Source organism: Streptomyces griseoruber (genome assembly GCF_001514205.1).
Lineage (GTDB): Bacteria > Actinomycetota > Actinomycetes > Streptomycetales > Streptomycetaceae > Streptomyces > Streptomyces griseoruber.
On the sequence record NZ_KQ948764.1, the window covers coordinates 465328 to 481154 of the forward strand.

Annotated in this window: 14 protein-coding genes and 1 riboswitch; of the genes, 4 read left to right on the top strand and 10 right to left on the bottom strand. The window is 69.2% G+C overall.

Annotation, left to right across the window (positions count from 1 at the left end):
- Positions 1–103: 103 nt before the first annotated feature.
- Positions 104–220: riboswitch (SAM riboswitch) on the bottom strand.
- Positions 221–293: 73 nt separating this feature from the next.
- The 5 genes from trpD to ctaE all read right to left on the bottom strand — a co-directional run bounded on the left by trpD (position 294) and on the right by ctaE (position 5702).
- Positions 294–1358, bottom strand: coding sequence for an anthranilate phosphoribosyltransferase (gene trpD / locus AQJ64_RS06475; RefSeq protein ID WP_055631443.1), 1065 nt, complete (start codon positions 1356–1358; stop codon positions 294–296).
- A 120-nt stretch (positions 1359–1478) separates the two neighbouring features.
- Positions 1479–3116, bottom strand: a complete 1638-nt coding sequence (gene qcrB / locus AQJ64_RS06480) for a cytochrome bc1 complex cytochrome b subunit (protein ID WP_055631442.1) — start codon at positions 3114–3116, stop codon at positions 1479–1481.
- Positions 3113–4174 (bottom strand): cytochrome bc1 complex Rieske iron-sulfur subunit, encoded by a 1062-nt coding sequence (gene qcrA, locus AQJ64_RS06485; protein WP_055631441.1) that lies wholly within the window; start codon positions 4172–4174, stop codon positions 3113–3115. The genes qcrB and qcrA overlap by 4 nt, the downstream gene beginning before the upstream one ends.
- Positions 4171–4983 (bottom strand): cytochrome bc1 complex diheme cytochrome c subunit, encoded by an 813-nt coding sequence (gene qcrC / locus AQJ64_RS06490; RefSeq protein ID WP_055631440.1) that lies wholly within the window; start codon positions 4981–4983, stop codon positions 4171–4173. Before qcrC ends, qcrA begins: the two co-directional genes overlap by 4 nt.
- Before the next feature lie 98 nt (positions 4984–5081).
- On the bottom strand, positions 5082–5702 hold the full coding sequence (gene ctaE / locus AQJ64_RS06495) for an aa3-type cytochrome oxidase subunit III (protein ID WP_055631439.1): 621 nt from the start codon (positions 5700–5702) through the stop codon (positions 5082–5084).
- 178 nt (positions 5703–5880) lie between these two features.
- On the opposite strand from ctaE, the gene AQJ64_RS06500 reads away from it, so the two are divergent.
- Positions 5881–6282 (top strand): response regulator, encoded by a 402-nt coding sequence (locus tag AQJ64_RS06500; RefSeq protein ID WP_055631438.1) that lies wholly within the window; start codon positions 5881–5883, stop codon positions 6280–6282.
- A 77-nt stretch (positions 6283–6359) separates the two neighbouring features.
- On the opposite strand, the gene AQJ64_RS06505 is transcribed toward AQJ64_RS06500, so the two are convergent.
- From AQJ64_RS06505 to ctaC, 4 genes are all read right to left on the bottom strand, one after another.
- Positions 6360–7622: a L,D-transpeptidase gene (locus tag AQJ64_RS06505; RefSeq protein ID WP_059202469.1), complete on the bottom strand. Its 1263-nt coding sequence runs from the start codon at positions 7620–7622 to the stop codon at positions 6360–6362.
- A gap of 131 nt (positions 7623–7753) precedes the next feature.
- A complete protein-coding gene (locus AQJ64_RS06510) occupies positions 7754–8152 on the bottom strand; it encodes a cytochrome c oxidase subunit 4 (protein ID WP_055631436.1) in 399 nt (132 codons plus the stop codon).
- The gene (ctaD, locus tag AQJ64_RS06515; protein WP_055631435.1) at positions 8149–9879 is read right to left on the bottom strand and encodes an aa3-type cytochrome oxidase subunit I; all 1731 of its coding nucleotides are present in this window, start codon (positions 9877–9879) and stop codon (positions 8149–8151) included. Before ctaD ends, AQJ64_RS06510 begins: the two co-directional genes overlap by 4 nt.
- Positions 9876–10835 carry an aa3-type cytochrome oxidase subunit II gene (gene ctaC, locus AQJ64_RS06520; RefSeq protein ID WP_055631434.1) on the bottom strand — a complete coding sequence of 320 codons (960 nt, stop codon included), beginning with the start codon at positions 10833–10835 and terminating at the stop codon, positions 9876–9878. The genes ctaD and ctaC overlap by 4 nt, the downstream gene beginning before the upstream one ends.
- A 252-nt stretch (positions 10836–11087) precedes the next feature.
- Here ctaC and AQJ64_RS06525 point away from each other — a divergent pair, with 252 nt between their 5' ends.
- Positions 11088–12437: a cysteine desulfurase/sulfurtransferase TusA family protein gene (locus tag AQJ64_RS06525; RefSeq protein ID WP_059202470.1), complete on the top strand. Its 1350-nt coding sequence runs from the start codon at positions 11088–11090 to the stop codon at positions 12435–12437.
- Positions 12438–12503: 66 nt separating this feature from the next.
- On the opposite strand, the gene AQJ64_RS06530 is transcribed toward AQJ64_RS06525, so the two are convergent.
- Positions 12504–13478, bottom strand: coding sequence for a carbohydrate kinase family protein (locus AQJ64_RS06530; protein WP_055633254.1), 975 nt, complete (start codon positions 13476–13478; stop codon positions 12504–12506).
- 130 nt (positions 13479–13608) lie between these two features.
- Here AQJ64_RS06530 and AQJ64_RS06535 point away from each other — a divergent pair, with 130 nt between their 5' ends.
- Both AQJ64_RS06535 and AQJ64_RS06540 read left to right on the top strand, forming a co-directional pair.
- Entirely contained in the window at positions 13609–13821 is a 213-nt protein-coding gene (locus tag AQJ64_RS06535) for a hypothetical protein (protein WP_055633255.1), read from the top strand.
- Positions 13822–14020: 199 nt separating this feature from the next.
- Complete coding sequence (locus tag AQJ64_RS06540) at positions 14021–15823, top strand: hypothetical protein (RefSeq protein WP_055633256.1); 1803 nt, start codon at positions 14021–14023, stop codon at positions 15821–15823.
- The last annotated feature ends 4 nt before the right edge of the window (positions 15824–15827 follow it).

Here is a 15827-nt window from a genome sequence, read left to right on the forward strand (position 1 = left end):
GGAGAAGAGGAAAAGGGGTGTGCGGAGGCGGGGCTCGGCGCCCTATCGCATTCGCTTGCTCACAGAAGGCTCCCTCGAGACCCAGGACCCCTGGTGTGCGAGGGGTCCGCGCTTGCCGTGGACCTCGCTGCCCACGGCCTGGTCTTCACCCGGGGCACCCCGCCACGGACGGAGGGTTGCCGGACAGTCGGCCGGGGCCTCATGACTGTCACTCATGACCTGTACAGGAACGTACGGGAAGTGATCGCGGTCCCGCAACTCGTGTCCGAATGACGGGACCGCGACACGCACGGTCAGGCGTGGGTGGCGGCCACCCAGCGCTCCAGGGCCTGCTTGGCGGCGCCCGAGTCGATGGACTCCGCCGCCCGGTCCATGCCGGACCGGATCTGCTCCGCCAGGGTGCCCGTGCCCGGTTCCAGGGCGACCAGGGCGGCCGCCGAGTTCAGCAGCACGGCGTCCCGCACGGGGCCCTGTTCGCCGTCCAGGAGGCGGCGGGCGACCTCCGCGTTGTACGACGGGTCGCCGCCCCGCAGGGCCTCCACCGGCACCAGCTCGACGCCGACGTCCCGCGGGTCGAAGACCTCCTCGGTGACCTTGCCGTCGCGGACCACCCACACCCGGGAGGTGGCCGTGGTGGTCAGCTCGTCGAGGCCGTCGTCGCCCCGGAACACCAGGGAGGAGTGGCCGCGCTCGGCGAAGACGCCCGCGACGACCGGCGCCATGCGCGGGTCCGCGACCCCGACCGCCTGGGCCCGCACCCGGGCCGGGTTGGTCAGCGGGCCGAGGATGTTGAAGACCGTGCGGATGCCCAACTGGCCGCGGGCGGCGCCCGCGTGACGCAGCGCCGGATGGAACTTGATCGCGAAACAGAAGGTGATCCCGGCCTCCCGGGCCACCTCGGCCACCCGCGCCGGGGTCAGCTCCAGATTGACGCCCAGCTTCTCCAGCACGTCCGAGGCCCCGGAGGCGGAGGACGCGGCCCGGTTGCCGTGCTTGACGACGGTGGCACCGCTGCCGGCGACCACGATCGCCGACATGGTGGAGATGTTCACCGTCTTGGCGCCGTCGCCGCCGGTGCCGACGATGTCGACGGTCCGGCCCGGCACCTCGATCGTGTTGGCGTGCTCGTACATCGTCCGCACGAGCCCGTTGATCTCCTCGACGGTCTCGCCCTTGGCCCGCAGCGCCACCACGAACCCGGCGATCTGCGCGTCCGTCGCCTCCCCGCGCATGATCCGGTCCATCGCCCACGCGGTGGCGTCGGCGCTCTGGTCACGGCCGTACAGCAGGGCGTTCAGGACGTCGGGCCAGGAACGGCCCGCCGCGGTGTCGCCTCCAGCGGGGGTCACAGCGTTCATAGCCGCTCCTGGGTGTCGTAGAACCATGTGGGGCCACCTTATCCAGGCCAGGGCACCGCGAAGGGCCCCGTCCGAACACCGGACGGGGCCCTTCACTCGTGGCGTGGCGACGCCGGACGATCAGTGGTGGCCGTGGCCGCTCGTGATCTCCTTGTACTCCTCGACGGTCGGCTTCGGGATCTGCTGGTCCTCGCCGAAGTACGCGCCGCTGATCTTGGCACGCAGCTTCTCGGACCGCTTGATCTTGCGCTCGACACCGTTCTCGTCGACCGCCGGGCCGACCGCGGCCGGCTCGTACTGCTCGTGCGCCGTGAGGGTGAAGAGCTGCTCCTGGCTGAGCGGCTCGTGGACCTCGATGAACTCACCGTGCGGCAGGCGCTTGATGGTGCCGGTCTCACGACCGTGCAGCACCTTGTCCTTGTCGCGGCGCTGGAGGCCGAGGCAGATGCGCTTGGTGAGGATGTACGCGATGACCGGTCCGACGAAGAAGAAGATCCGGACGAACCAGGTGATCGAGTTGATCGACAGGTGGAAGTGGGTGGCCCACAGGTCGTTGCCACCGCCGACCAGCGTGATCATGTACATCGTGACCCAGGCGACGCCCAGCGCGGTGCGCGTGGGGGCGTTGCGCGGACGGTCCAGGATGTGGTGCTCGCGCTTGTCGCCGGTGATCCACGACTCGATGAACGGGTAGAGCGCGAGCGCCGCGAGGACGACACCGAACAGGACCAGCGGGATGAAGACGCCCAGGACCAGCGTGTGGCCCCAGATGTTGACCTCCCAGCCGGGCATGAAGCGGATCAGACCCTCGGCGAAGCCCATGTACCAGTCGGGCTGGGCGCCGGTGGACACCTGGTCCGGCCGGTAGGGGCCGAAGACCCACACCGGGTTGATCTGGGCGAGCGCCGCGATGGCGGCGATCGTGCCGAAGACCAGGAAGAAGAAGCCGCCCGCCTTCGCCATGTACACGGGCAGCAGCGGCATGCCGACGACGTTCTTGTTGGTCTTGCCGGGGCCCGCGAACTGCGTGTGCTTGTGGTAGAAGACCAGGATCAGGTGGCCCACCACCAGGCCGAGCATGATGCCCGGCAGCAGCAGGATGTGGATCGAGTAGAACCGCGCCACGAAGTCGTGGCCCGGGAACTCCCCGCCGAAGAGGAACATCGAGATGTACGTGCCGACGATCGGCATCGACAGGATGGCGCCCTCGGTGAAGCGGACACCGGTGCCGGAGAGCAGGTCGTCCGGGAGCGAGTAACCGGTGAAACCGGTGAACATGCCCAGGACGAACAGCAGGAAGCCGAACAGCCAGTTGATCTCACGCGGCTTGCGGAACGCGCCGGTGAAGAACACCCGCATCATGTGCACGAACATGCCGGCGAGGAAGATCAGCGCCGACCAGTGGTGGATCTGCCGGATGAGCAGACCACCGCGCACATCGAAGGAGATGTGCATGGTCGAGTTGAACGCCTCGGACATCAGCTGTCCCTGCAGCGGGACGTAGCTGCCGTGGTACTCCACCTCGTTCATCGACGGGTGGAAGAACAGCGTCAGATACACACCCGTGAGGATGATGATGATGAAGCTGTACAGGCAGATCTCGCCCAGCATGAACGACCAGTGGTCGGGGAAGATCTTGCGCATGTTGGCCTTGGCGAGGGAGTAGATCCCCAGCCGGCCGTCGGCCCAGTCGGCGACCCGCTCGCCGGCCGGCGCCTTCCCGCGTTCGCGGGACTGTGCGTTCTCGTTGGTGCTCATCCGCGCTCCCAGAAGGCAGGACCGACGGGCTCTTCGAAGTCGCCGAGCGCCTCGAGGTAGCCCTCGTCGTTCACACCGATGCGCAGCTGCGGCAGGGCGTGACCGGCCGGGCCGAAGATGACCTTGGCGCCGTCGGAGAGGTCGAAGGTGGACTGGTGGCAGGGGCACAGCACGTGGTGCGTCTGCTGCTCGTACAGCGAGATGGGGCAGCCGACGTGGGTGCAGATCTTCGAGTAGGCCACGATGCCCTGGTGGGACCACTCGAGTTCCTGCTTGTCCTTGATGTCCGCCGGCTGGAGCCGGACGATCATCAGGGCCGCCTTGGCGATCTCGTTCTGGAAGTCCTCGTCGTGCTCCTCCAGGCCCTCGGGCTTGGCGAAGGTGAGCGAGCCGACGGCGACGTCCGAGGGACGCAGCGGCTCGTTCGTGTTCATGTTGACGAGGAGCTTGCCCTTGGCCCACAGCGTGTGGCGCAGCTTGTCCTCCGGCAGCGGACCGAGGTCGCGCAGCAGCATGACGCCGGAGAGCGGGACCAGGGCGAGCGCGCCGAACATCGTGGTGCGGATCAGGCCGCGACGGCCGATCGCCGATTCCTTGGCGCCCTGCTTGAAGTCCGCGTGGACCTTCGCCCGGACCTCGGGCTCGGCCGCGATCGGGTGACGGTCGTCGGCTACCTCGACGTCCGACATCAGGGTGCGGGCCCAGTGGACCGCGCCGGCGCCGATGGTGAACAGCGCCGTGCCCAGGGTCAGACCCAGCGCGAAGTTCAGCGCGCTGACGTGCCCGATCGGGAAGACGAAGATCGACTTGTCGATCGGGATCGCGACGTACGAGACGATGAAACCGACGGTGGCGAGCATCGACACCGTGAACAGCAGGGCGACCGCACGCTCGGACCGCTTGGCGGCCCGCTCGTCGATGTCCTGGATGCGGTGCTCGTGGGGCGGCAGTCCCGGGTCGGCGAACGGGTTCTTCTCGTCCGCGACGGCTACCCCACCGTGGCCGTGGCTGTCCTGCTCAGCGGGCAGGTTCTCTTCTGGAATGTCTTGGCTACTCATGACTTCTTGGCCTTTGCGGTCCGAGCGGCGACCCAGACGGCGACCGCGATCAACGCACCGAGACCGAAGATCCACGCGAAGAGACCCTCGCTGACCGGGCCGAGCCCGCCCAGCTCCAGACCGCCCGGGTTCACCGTCTCGTCGCTGTCGATCGCGTTCAGGTACGCGATGATGTCCTTCTTGTTCTGCTCCGTCAGCGTGGTGTCCGGGAAGGACGGCATGTTCTGCGGGCCGGTCTGCATGGCCTCGTAGATGTGCTTGGGGGCCACGCCCTCGAGCGTCGGGGCGTACTTGCCGTGGGTCAGGGCACCGCCCTTGCCGCCGGTCGTGTGGCACTGCGCGCAGTTGGTGCGGAACAGCTCGCCGCCCTTGGCGATGTCGGCGCCCTCCGTGCCGTACTCGGCCTCGGTGGGGACGTTCGGGCCGGCGCCGAGCGAGGCGATGTACGCGGCGAGCTGGTCGATCTCGGCCTGCGTGTAGACGGCCTTCTTCGAGGGCACCTGGGCGCCCTGGGAGGTCGCGGCCGGCATACGCCCGGTGCCGACCTGGAAGTCGACGGCGGCGGCGCCCACGCCGACCAGGCTCGGGCCGTCGGAGCTGCCCTGACCCTTGGTGCCGTGGCAGCTGGCGCAGCCTACGGCGAAGAGCTTCTTGCCCTCGTCGATGGCCAGGGACTGGGCGGTTTCATCTGCCTGCGCCTTGCTCGCGGGCGCGAACGCGGCGTACAGCCCCCCCGTGCACGCCAGCGCGAGGAGTAGGACGACGAGCGCCGCCAGCGGATGGCGTCGTCGTGCGGAGAGCTTTTTCACGGATTACCCCGGTGTCAGGATCTTCTGCGTCGATGCTTCTGGTGTGTGCGCTCACGCGGTGCGAGGTGCGCGGCCGCGGGCGCGTGGAACGGGCCGGGCTACTTGATCATGTAGATCGTGGCGAAGAGGCCGATCCAGACGACATCGACGAAGTGCCAGTAGTAGGACACGACGATCGCGGCGGTCGCCTGCTCGTGGGTGAACCTCTTGGCCGCGTAGGTACGTCCCAGGACCAGCAGGAAGGCGATGAGGCCGCCCGTCACGTGCAGTCCGTGGAAGCCGGTGGTCAGGTAGAAGACCGAGCCGTACGGGTCGGAGGAGAGCGAGAGCCCGTCCTTCTTCACCAGCTCGGTGTACTCGTAGATCTGACCGCCGACGAAGATCGCACCCATGATGAAGGTGATGATGAACCAGCCCCGGAGCTTCTTCACGTCACCGCGCTCGGCGGCGAAGACGCCGAGCTGGCAGGTGAGCGAGGAGAGCACCAGGATCGTGGTGTTCGTGGCCGAGAACGGGAAGTTCAGGGCCTCGGCCATTTCCTTCCAGTGCTCGGTACCCGTCACCGAACGCAGGGTGAAGTACATCGCGAAGAGGGCCGCGAAGAACATCAGCTCGGAACTCAGCCAGATGATGGTTCCGACGCTGGTGAGGTTCGGCCGATTGACCGACGGGTGCGCGTGCCCGGTTTCTACTGTCGTTGCTGTCGCCACGACCGACATTATGTCGGTCGCTTATCCCGCCCTCACTCCGGGGGGTGCCGTTCGGAGTGTTCGCAGGCCGTGTAGGGCCCGTATGGCCCATCGAAGTGGTGTTCCAAGCGCTGTTGACGAGGTGTTCAAGGGAGTAGCATCCGCCGCATCGGTTCTGTCCGTACGACGCTGAGGTCACGGAGGAAGCATGCAGGCGACCGCGACGGTGCTGGTCTACAGCGACGACTCCCGCACGCGTGAGCAGGTGCGGTTGGCCACCGGCCGGCGGCCGGCTCCCGATGTACCGGTGGTCGAGTTCGTGGAGTGCGCCACTCCGGACGCGGTGCTTCGGGAGCTGGACAAGGGGGGGATCGATGTGTGCGTGCTTGACGGCGAGGCCGTCCCGATGGGGGGGATGGGGATGTGCCGGCAGATCAAGGACGAGGTGTTCCAGTGTCCGCCGGTGCTGTTGCTGATCGCTCGGCCGCAGGATGCGTGGCTGGCCACGTGGAGTCGCGCCGACGCGGCGGTGACGTTGCCCGTGGAGCCGGTGGAGTTCGCGGCCGCGCTGGCTTCCCTGTTGCGGGAGAAGAGGCTTCAGAGCGCCTGAGAGGGGCGTGCGGGGGCTGTGGGGCGACTGCGGGCCCGCCGGTGGGCCGGCCGGCGTCCCCGCGCCCTTGAAGGCTCCTACACAGCCGTGGGTCGAAGTGTGGACGTGTCCGGCTGGGTCTTGTGCTTGCCCGTCGTCAGGGCGCTGCCGGTCTTCCACTTCGGCCACTCGACGTTCCAGTCGCCGAAGCCGTTGCCGAACGGCTCCATCGTGTCCCCGTAGCTGTTGACGACCTTGACGACGTCTCCGGGGCGGACGTGCTCGAAGAACCACTCGGCGTTGGCGGTGCTCATGCCGGTGCAGCCGTGGCTGACGTTCGCGTAGCCCTGGGAGCCCGCGGACCAGGGGGCGGCATGGACGTACTCGCCGCTCCAGGTGAGCCGGGTGGCGTAGTAGACGGGCAGGTCGTACGACTCCGAGGAGCCCTCGGCGATGCCGACCGTGGCGCTGCGCATCCGGACGAACTGTTCCTTGCCGAGGACGACCTTGACGCCGTTGCGGGTCTCGAAGCCGGGCTTGCCGGTGGTGACCGGGATGGTGTTGATCACCTCGTCGTTCTTGTAGAACGTCAGCGAGTGGGACGAGGCGTCCGTGACGGCTATGACGCGGTCCCCGATGGTGAGGCTGACGTCCTTCGAGGTGGTGCCCCAGAGACGGTCGCTGATCCGGATGCCGTCGAGGTTGCTGTGGGCGCGGATCGTGGCGCGGGCGGGCCAGTACTCCTGGGGGCGGTAGTGGAGTTCCTTGTCGTCCACCCAGTACCAGGCGCCCTGCACGGAGGGCGTGGAGTCGACCTTGAGACCGCGCTCGACTATCGCCCGCTGGGCCGGGTCCTTGACGGGCTCGCTGAGCTTGGCGGTGACGGGCTGGCCGACGCCGTACGTGCCCGGGTCCGGGCCGAACTCGACCGCGAGGCGCTTCTTGCCGCTGGGCTTGCCGGTGTCGAAGGCGATGACCCGGCGGCCGGGGGCGCCGTCGGCGTCCTCGGTGCTCACCCGGACCGTGTAGTGGGCGTCGGCGGCCAGCGGCTCGGTGCTGTGCCAGCGGCTGCCGTCGGCGGCGAGTTCGCCCGCCACGTAGCGCCCTGAGGCGTCCACGGCGGTGACGTCGGTGATGGGCTCGTCGTCGTCCCGGGCGACGACCTCCAGCGGCTTGTCCGGGTCGGCCTTCTTGCCGCCGTCGCCGTCGGGGCCGTTGAAGGAGATCCGGTCGCTCGCGTCGTAGGGGCGCTCGGCGAGGGGGTTGCCGTCGGATCCGCAGGCGGTGACGACGCCCGCTCCGAGGGCGATCACCAGCACCGTGCAGCTGACGACTGTGCGGGGGCGGGGTGTGTGGCTCATGACTTCACGCTAGGGAGCCGCGTCAATCACGGCGCGCTGGACGCCACGGATGGCGGACAGGGATTGCGGCGAACGAAGGAGCCCGGACCCTCCTTGACGGAGTGTCCGGGCTCCCGTGGGTTCGGCGCGTGCTACTGGGTGCGGTTCTCACCGCGGTAGTACTCGAAGACCCAGCCCCAGATGCCGATGAGGATGATCGGGGCGGAGAAGTACAGCAGCCACCAGCCGATCGCGACACCGAGGAAGGCGATGGCGCCACCGACGCCGAGCGCGAGCGGCTGCCAGCTGTGCGGGCTGAAGAAGCCCAGCTCGCCGGCGTCGTCCGCGACGTCCGCCTCCTTGTTGTCCTGGGCGCCCGCGTCCACCCGACGGGCCGTGAAGCCCAGGTAGAAGCCGATCATGATGGACAGACCGAAGGCCAGGAAGAGGGCCGTGGTGCCCGCCGGCTCCTTCGACCAGACGCCGTAGACGATCGCCATGATGAGGATGAACACGCTCAGCCACGTGAACATCCTGCCTTGGACCTTCACTTGCCGGCCTCCTTGCTGCCCGCGATGGCGCCGTGGCCGGCGTGCTCCAGCTGCTCGAGCGCGGCGATCTCCGGGTGGTGCAGGTCGAACGCCGGGGATTCACTGCGGATCCGCGGCAGGGTGAGGAAGTTGTGCCGCGGCGGCGGGCAGGAGGTCGCCCACTCCAGGGAGCGGCCGTAGCCCCACGGGTCGTCCACCTCGATCTTCTTGCCGTACTTGGCCGTCTTCCACACGTTGTAGAGGAACGGCAGGATCGACAGACCGAGGACGAACGAGCTGATCGTCGAGATCGTGTTCAGGGCGGTGAAGCCGTCCTGCGCCAGGTAGTCGGCGTAACGACGCGGCATGCCCTCGGCGCCCAGCCAGTGCTGGACCAGGAAGGTCCCGTGGAAGCCGAAGAACAGCGTCCAGAAGGTGATCTTGCCGAGGCGCTCGTCGAGCATCTTGCCGGTGAACTTCGGCCACCAGAAGTGGAAGCCGGCGAACATCGCGAAGACGACGGTGCCGAAGACGACGTAGTGGAAGTGCGCCACCACGAAGTACGAGTCGGACACATGGAAGTCCATCGGCGGCGAGGCCAGGATGACGCCGGTCAGACCACCGAAGGTGAAGGTGATGAGGAAGCCCGCCGCCCAGAGCATCGGTGTCTCGAAGGACAGCGAGCCCTTCCACATCGTTCCGATCCAGTTGAAGAACTTCACGCCGGTCGGGACGGCGATGAGGAACGTCATGAAGGAGAAGAACGGAAGGAGCACGCCACCGGTGACGTACATGTGGTGCGCCCACACCGTCACGGAGAGACCGGCGATGGCGATCGTCGCGGCGATCAGGCCCATGTAGCCGAACATCGGCTTGCGGGAGAAGACCGGGATGATCTCACTGATGATGCCGAAGAACGGTAGCGCGATGATGTACACCTCTGGATGGCCGAAGAACCAGAAGAGGTGTTGCCACAGCAGTGCGCCGCCGTTCGCCGCGTCGAAGACATGGGCACCGAACTTGCGGTCCGCCTCCAGGGCGAACAGCGCGGCCGCGAGGACCGGGAAGGCCAGCAGGACCAGGACACCGGTCAGCAGGACGTTCCACACGAAGATCGGCATGCGGAACATGGTCATGCCCGGCGCGCGCATGCAGATGATCGTGGTGATGAAGTTGACCGAGCCGAGGATGGTGCCGAAGCCGGAGAAGGCCAGACCCATGATCCACATGTCGGCGCCGATGCCCGGGCTGCGGACCGCGTCCGACAGCGGGGAGTAGGCGAACCAGCCGAAGTCGGCCGCACCCTGCGGGGTGAGGAAGCCGCCGACGGCGATGAGCGAGCCGAACAGGTACAGCCAGTAGGCGAACATGTTCAGCCGCGGGAACGCCACGTCGGGCGCGCCGATCTGGAGCGGCATGATCCAGTTCGTGAAGCCGGCGAACAGCGGCGTCGCGAACATCAGCAGCATGATCGTGCCGTGCATCGTGAACGCCTGGTTGAACTGCTCGTTCGACATCAGCTGCAGGCCCGGACGGGCCAGTTCGGCGCGCATGAACAGCGCCATCACGCCGCCGATCATGAAGAACGCGAACGACGTCACCAGGTACAACGTACCGATGGTCTTGTGGTCGGTGGTGGTGAGCCACTTGACCACGACGTTGCCGGGCTGCTTGCGCCGGACCGGCAGCTCGCTCTCGTACGAGTCTTCAGCTGCCGCGGCACCCTGGGGTTCGTTGAGGATGCTCACAGGTTGTTCGTCTCCCGGTTCTTCTCATGGGCGGTCTGCTCGATGCCCGCGGGAACGTAACCGGTCTGCCCCTTCTTGGCGAGGTCCTTGAGGTGCTGCTCGTAGCGCTCGGGGGAGACGACCTTCACGTTGAACAGCATCCGGGAGTGGTCGACGCCGCAGAGCTCGGCGCACTTGCCCAGGAAGGTGCCCTCATGGTTGGGGACCACCTGGAAGGCGTTGGTGTGACCGGGGATGACGTCCTGCTTCATGAGGAACGGCACCACCCAGAAGGAGTGGATGACGTCACGCGAGGTCAGGACGAAGCGGACCGTCTTGCCCTCGGGGAGCCAGAGGGTCGGGCCGGGGTTGTTGGTCTGCGGGTTCCGCTCACCGGGGACACCGCAGGTGTAGACACCGCCCGCGTCGGCCGGGAAGTCCTTCTTGTACCGGTCCGGGATCGCGGCCAGGTTCTCGTCGGTCTTCGCGTCGCCGGTGGAGCCTTCGACGTTCGCGATGTAGTTGAAGCACCAGCTCCACTGGAAGCCGACCACGTTGACCGTGACGTCGGGCTTCTTCTCGAGGCTGAGGAGCTTCGACTCGTCGCGGGCCGTGAAGTAGAACAGCACCGAGACGATGATGATCGGCACGACCGTGTACAGCGCCTCGATCGGCATGTTGTACCGGGTCTGCGGAGGAACTTCGACCTTCGTGCGGCTGCGCCGGTGGAAGAAAGCACTCCACAGGATCAGGCCCCACACCAGCACGCCGGTGGCCAGCGCGGCGGCCCAGGAGCCCTGCCACAGGGAGAGGATCCGCGGAGCCTCTTCTGTGACGGGGGTGGGCATGCCAAGGCGGGGGAAGTCCTTGTATGTGCAACCGGTGGCGGTCGCCAGGACCAGGCCCGCGGTCATTGCCTGCAGCAGCTTCCGCCGCATCGGGCGCCGCGGCGAGCGGTCGGAGCCGTTGGGACTCACGTAGCGCCTTCCCGAGAGTCTCGCCCGCGCGGATCGGCTGCGGCCTTCTCGCTGGTCGGTCGCCGCCCTGCGTCGGGCAGGGGTTTGGATGTTTATGCGGACCAAACCCTAGCCGACGCCCTCCGGGGGTTCTCGGGGAGGGGTGCCTACTGAAGGGGGTGGTTCGCTGGTTTGGCGGGTGCGGGTGTGTTTGTGGCGATCGCGCGGTTCCCCGCGCCCCTGTGCTACTCCCCTGCGTTCTAACGTTGCCGTATGGCCTACTTCGACGCCGCGTCCGCCGCTCCGCTCCATCCCGTCGCCCGCCAGGCGCTGTTGGCGTCGCTGGACGAGGGGTGGGCAGATCCGGGGCGGCTGTACCGGGAGGGGCGCAGGGCCCGGATCCTCGTGGACGCCGCCCGGGAAGCGGCGGCCGAGGCCGTCGGGTGCCGGCCCGACGAACTGTCGTTCACGTCCTCCGGAACGAGGGCCGTCCAGGCAGGCGTGGGCGGGGTGTTGGCCGGGCGGCGGCGGATCGGGCGTCACCTGATCGTGTCATCCGTTGAACACTCGTCGGTGCTCCATTCGGCCGAAGCGCTGGAGGCGGACGGCGGGACGGTGACGCGGGTGCCGGTGGCGCGGAGCGGGGCGGTGGCGGCGGGGGCCTACGCGGAGGCGCTTCGTTCCGACACCGCGCTGGCGTGTCTCCAGTCGGCCAACCACGAGGTGGGGACCGAGCAGCCGGTGGCGGCCGTCGCCGAGGTGTGCCGGGCGGCCGGGGTGCCGTTGCTGGTGGACGCGGCGCAGTCGCTCGGGTGGGGGCGGGTGGACGGCGACTGGTCGGCGCTGACCGCCAGTGCGCACAAATGGGGCGGGCCGTCGGGGGTCGGGCTGCTCGTGGTGCGCAAGGGGGTGCGGTACGCGGCCCGTGAGACGGAGGAGTTCGGGAACCTGCCGGCGATCGTCGCGGCCGCCGCGTCCCTGCGGGCCGTACGGGCGGAGGCCGGCCGGGAGGCGGTACGGCTGCGGGAGCTGACGGAGCGGATCCGGGTGCGGGTGCCCGAACTGGTCCCGGACGTCGAAGTGGTGGGCGATCCGCGACGGCGGCTGCCGGGGATCGTCACCTTCTCCTGTCTGTACGTCGACGGGGAGGCGCTGCTGCACGAGCTGGACCGGGAGGGGTTCTCGGTGTCGTCCGGTTCGTCCTGCACCAGCGACACACTGACACCGAGCCATGTGCTCAGGGCGATGGGGGTGCTGAGCGAGGGGAACGTGCGGGTGTCCCTGCCGGCGGGGGTGGCCGAGGAGGACGTGGAGCGGTTCCTGGCGGTGCTGCCGGGGGTGGTGGCGGGGGTGCGCGAGAAGCTCGGGGCACCCGCACCCGCCACGGTCGTGGCGGAGGACGTCCTGGTCGTGGACGCCCTCGGCAAGCGCTGCCCGATCCCCGTCATCGAGCTCGCGAAGGTCATCGGGAACGTGCCGGTGGGGGGCCGGGTCCGGGTCCTGTCGGACGACGAGGCGGCCCGCCTGGACATCCCGGCGTGGTGCGAGATGCGGGGCCAGGAGTACCTGGGCGAGGAACCGGCGGACAAGGGAACGGCGTACCTGGTCCGCCGGACGAGTTGAGCCACGCGGGGGCGCGGGGAACTGCGCGACCGGCCCCCACGCTCCCGCACCCGACGAGGGGCTCACTCACGCAAGATGAGCCCGCACCTCTTCGGCCGCTTCCTCCCCGTACGCCTTGGTGAAGCGCTCCATGAAGTGCGCCCGCCGCAGCTGGTACTCCTGCGTCCCCACGGTCTCGATGACGAGCGTGGCCAGCATGCAGCCGACCTGCGCGGCGCGCTCCAGCGGGACGCCCCAGGCGAGACCGGACAGGAAGCCCGCGCGGAAGGCGTCGCCGACGCCGGTGGGGTCGGCCTTGCGCTCCTCGTCGGGGCAGCCGACCTCGATCGGGTCCTCGCCGTCCCGCTCGATACGGACGCCGCGCGCGCCGAGGGTGGTGACGCGGTGGCCGACCTTGGCGAGGATCTCGGCGTCGGACCAGCCGGTCTTGGACTCGATGAGGCCCTTCTCGTACTCGTTCGAGAACAGGTACGTGGCGCCCTCCAGCAGTATCCGGATCTCCTCGCCCGCCATCCGGGCGATCTGCTGGGAGAAGTCGGCGGCGAAGGGGATGGCGCGGGAGCGGCACTCCTCCGTGTGGCGGAGCATCCCCTCCGGGTCGTCGGCGCCGATCAGGACCAGGTCGAGGCCGCCGACGCGGTCCGCGACGGTCTTCAGCTCGATCAGCCGGGCCTCGCTCATCGCGCCCGTGTAGAAGGAGCCGATCTGGTTGTGGTCGGCGTCGGTGGTGCACACGAAGCGGGCGGTGTGCAGCGTCTCGGAGATACGGACGGACTCGGTGTCCACGCCGTGCCGGTCCAGCCAGGCGCGGTACTCGTCGAAGTCCGCGCCCGCGGCGCCGACCAGGATCGGCCGGGTGCCGAGCTGTCCCATCCCGAAGGCGATGTTCGCACCCACCCCGCCCCGGCGGACGTCCAGGTTGTCGACCAGGAAGGAGAGCGAGACCGTGTGGAGCTGGTCCGCGACCAGCTGGTCGGAGAAACGTCCGGGGAACGTCATGAGGTGGTCGGTCGCGATGGAGCCGGTGACTGCGATGCGCACGGCGTGGACTCTCCTGTGGGGAGGGGGATTGACAGTTCACGCTACCCGGTGGAGCGGCGCCACTGAAGCAGCCGAAACTACCCGATAGTAGATCTTTCTTCGCGGGCTCCTCCGTGCTTACGGTTCCGCTATGACGAACCTCGAGTTCCGCATCGCCCCCGCACCGGCCGATCTCGAAGGCGGCCTCGCGTCGCTGCGGGGCGACTGCGCCCGGATGGCTCCGCACTGGGCGGCTCCGGAGAAGACCGCTTCCCGCCCGGTCTCCCCGTCACGCATTCACGGTGTCTCCGTCCCGGCGAGGTCGGCGCGGCTTCTGGAGGCCATGCCGGACTACGGCAACTAGGGGGTTTCCCCGTATTTCTTTTCGGATGTCCTTACGGAGGTCCTTACGGAGGTCCTTACGGATTTCCTCACGGTCTTCCTTACGGCTTTGCCGGCCGGGGCGCTCACAGGGAACCGTGCGCTCCCCCGCCGCGTCCCATCGCTGTCCCTCGTTGAGGGGATGTGAGGTACGACAGCAGGGCAGCCGAAGGAGCGATGCGGTGAACACCGAGCGACCCGAGAACGACGACGCCGCGCGCGAGCCGGAGGAGACGGGCTCCGCGGAGCAGACCGAGAAGGTCGCACAGCAGGAGGCGGCGGCGGAGCCCCTCGACACCCCGGAGGCCCGGCAGGCCCCGGAGGCCGAGGAGGCCGAGGAGGCCGAGGAGCCCGAGGAGGCCGAGGAGCCCGAGGAGGCCGAGGAGCCCGAGGAGGCCGAGGAGCCCGAGGAGAGCACGCCGGACGAGCAGAGCACGCCGGACGAGGGGACCGAGGCCGCCGCGGAGTCTCCTGACGCCCCGGAGCCCGAGGCGGCCGAAGACGCCCCGGCGATCGGCATCGGCGTCAGCGACGGTGCCGGCGCCGGTGCCTCTGCGGCCCCCCGTCGCCGTTCCCCGTTCCTCGTCCTCTCCGTTGCCGCCGCCGTGCTGCTGGTCGGTGGCGGTGGGGCGTATCTCGGCGCGCAGGCCACCGGGGGCGGCGGTGCCGGTCCCGGGGCGCCCTCCGGTGGCGGCACCCCCGTACCGCTGGTGCTGGACGACTACGCCGGGACCGGCTCCGGCGGGGCGTCGAACGGCATCGCACCCGGTGAGCCGAACCCGTACGGGGTGACGTACCAGGCCGCCGGCACCCTCCCCGACGGTCCCGGTTCCGCGCCCGTGTACTGGGCGAAGGGCGAGGTCGGCAAGGACGAGGTGGCCCGGCTGGCGAAGGCGCTCGGGGTGGACGGGACGCCCGTGGCCGACGGCGAGGCCTGGAAGGTCGGCGCCGGGAACGACGGCTCGGGGCCGGTGCTGCGGGTGAACCGGCAGGCGCCGGGCATGTGGACGTTCAGCCGGTACGCGCCGGGCACGGACGCCTGCAAGGGCGGTATCGCCAAGTGCACCCGGGACCCCACGGCCCCGGCCGCCGATCCGGTGAGCGAGGCGGCCGCGAAGAAGGCGGCGGCGCCGATCCTGAAGGCGGTCGGGCAGGACGACGCCAAGGTGGACGCCGGCCAGGTCATGGGCGCCCAGCGGGTGGTGAACGCGGACCCGGAGGTCGGCGGTCTGCCCACCTACGGGTGGACGACCGGGATCAGCGTCGGCGCCGACGGGGTCGTCATCGGCGGGAACGGGCAGCTCAAGACACCGGCCGAGGGGGCCGCGTACCCCCTGCTGACCGCCGCGGAGGCGCTGAAGGCGCTGAACGCGGCGCCGGGGAGCGACCACCGGATGGGCATCGGCGGGTGTGCCAGTCCGGTGCCGTTGAAGGACCGGCTGGAGAGCCCGTGCGGCTCGTCCGGCAGTTCCTCGGCCGGTTCCTCCCAGGGGGAGACCGTGACCGTCGAGGACGCGGTGCTGGGGCTCGCCCCGCACACCTCGGGCGGGCGGCAGGTGCTCGTGCCGTCCTGGCTGTTCGACGTGCGGGGCACGGGGGCCGCGGACGCGTACCGGGTGACGCAGCCGGCGGTCGACCCGGCCTATCTGCGGGGGGCCACGACGCCCACCCCGGCGCCGAGCGCCACCTCGGGCACCCGGAACGTGCAGGTCGACGGCTACACGGCCGAGGGCGAGGAACTCGTCGTGAGCTTCACGGGCGGGGTGTGCGCCGACTACGCGGCGACCGCGAAGGAGTCCGGTGACCAGGTGACGGTCACCGTGACCGAGACGCCCTGGCCGGACAAGGTCTGCATCCTGATCGCCAAGGAGTACCACGAGACCGTGCGGCTGGACGCTCCGCTCGGCGGCCGGAAGGTGGTCGGCTCGGACGGGGCGGCCGTACCGCTGGAGAAGGCGGGGGCGCGCCTGCCCGAGGTCCGGTAGGCGC

Bases quoted from the DNA above. Each gene is read 5' to 3' on its own strand.
- trpD (WP_055631443.1), bottom strand. From the start codon at position 1,358: ATGAACGCTGTGACCCCCGCTGGAGGCGACACCGCGGCGGGCCGTTCC.
- qcrB (WP_055631442.1), bottom strand. From the start codon at position 3,116: ATGAGCACCAACGAGAACGCACAGTCCCGCGAACGCGGGAAGGCGCCG.
- qcrA (WP_055631441.1), bottom strand. From the start codon at position 4,174: ATGAGTAGCCAAGACATTCCAGAAGAGAACCTGCCCGCTGAGCAGGAC.
- ctaE (WP_055631439.1), bottom strand. From the start codon at position 5,702: ATGTCGGTCGTGGCGACAGCAACGACAGTAGAAACCGGGCACGCGCAC.
- AQJ64_RS06500 (WP_055631438.1), top strand. From the start codon at position 5,881: ATGCAGGCGACCGCGACGGTGCTGGTCTACAGCGACGACTCCCGCACG.
- AQJ64_RS06505 (WP_059202469.1), bottom strand. From the start codon at position 7,622: ATGAGCCACACACCCCGCCCCCGCACAGTCGTCAGCTGCACGGTGCTG.
- AQJ64_RS06525 (WP_059202470.1), top strand. From the start codon at position 11,088: ATGGCCTACTTCGACGCCGCGTCCGCCGCTCCGCTCCATCCCGTCGCC.
- AQJ64_RS06535 (WP_055633255.1), top strand. From the start codon at position 13,609: ATGACGAACCTCGAGTTCCGCATCGCCCCCGCACCGGCCGATCTCGAA.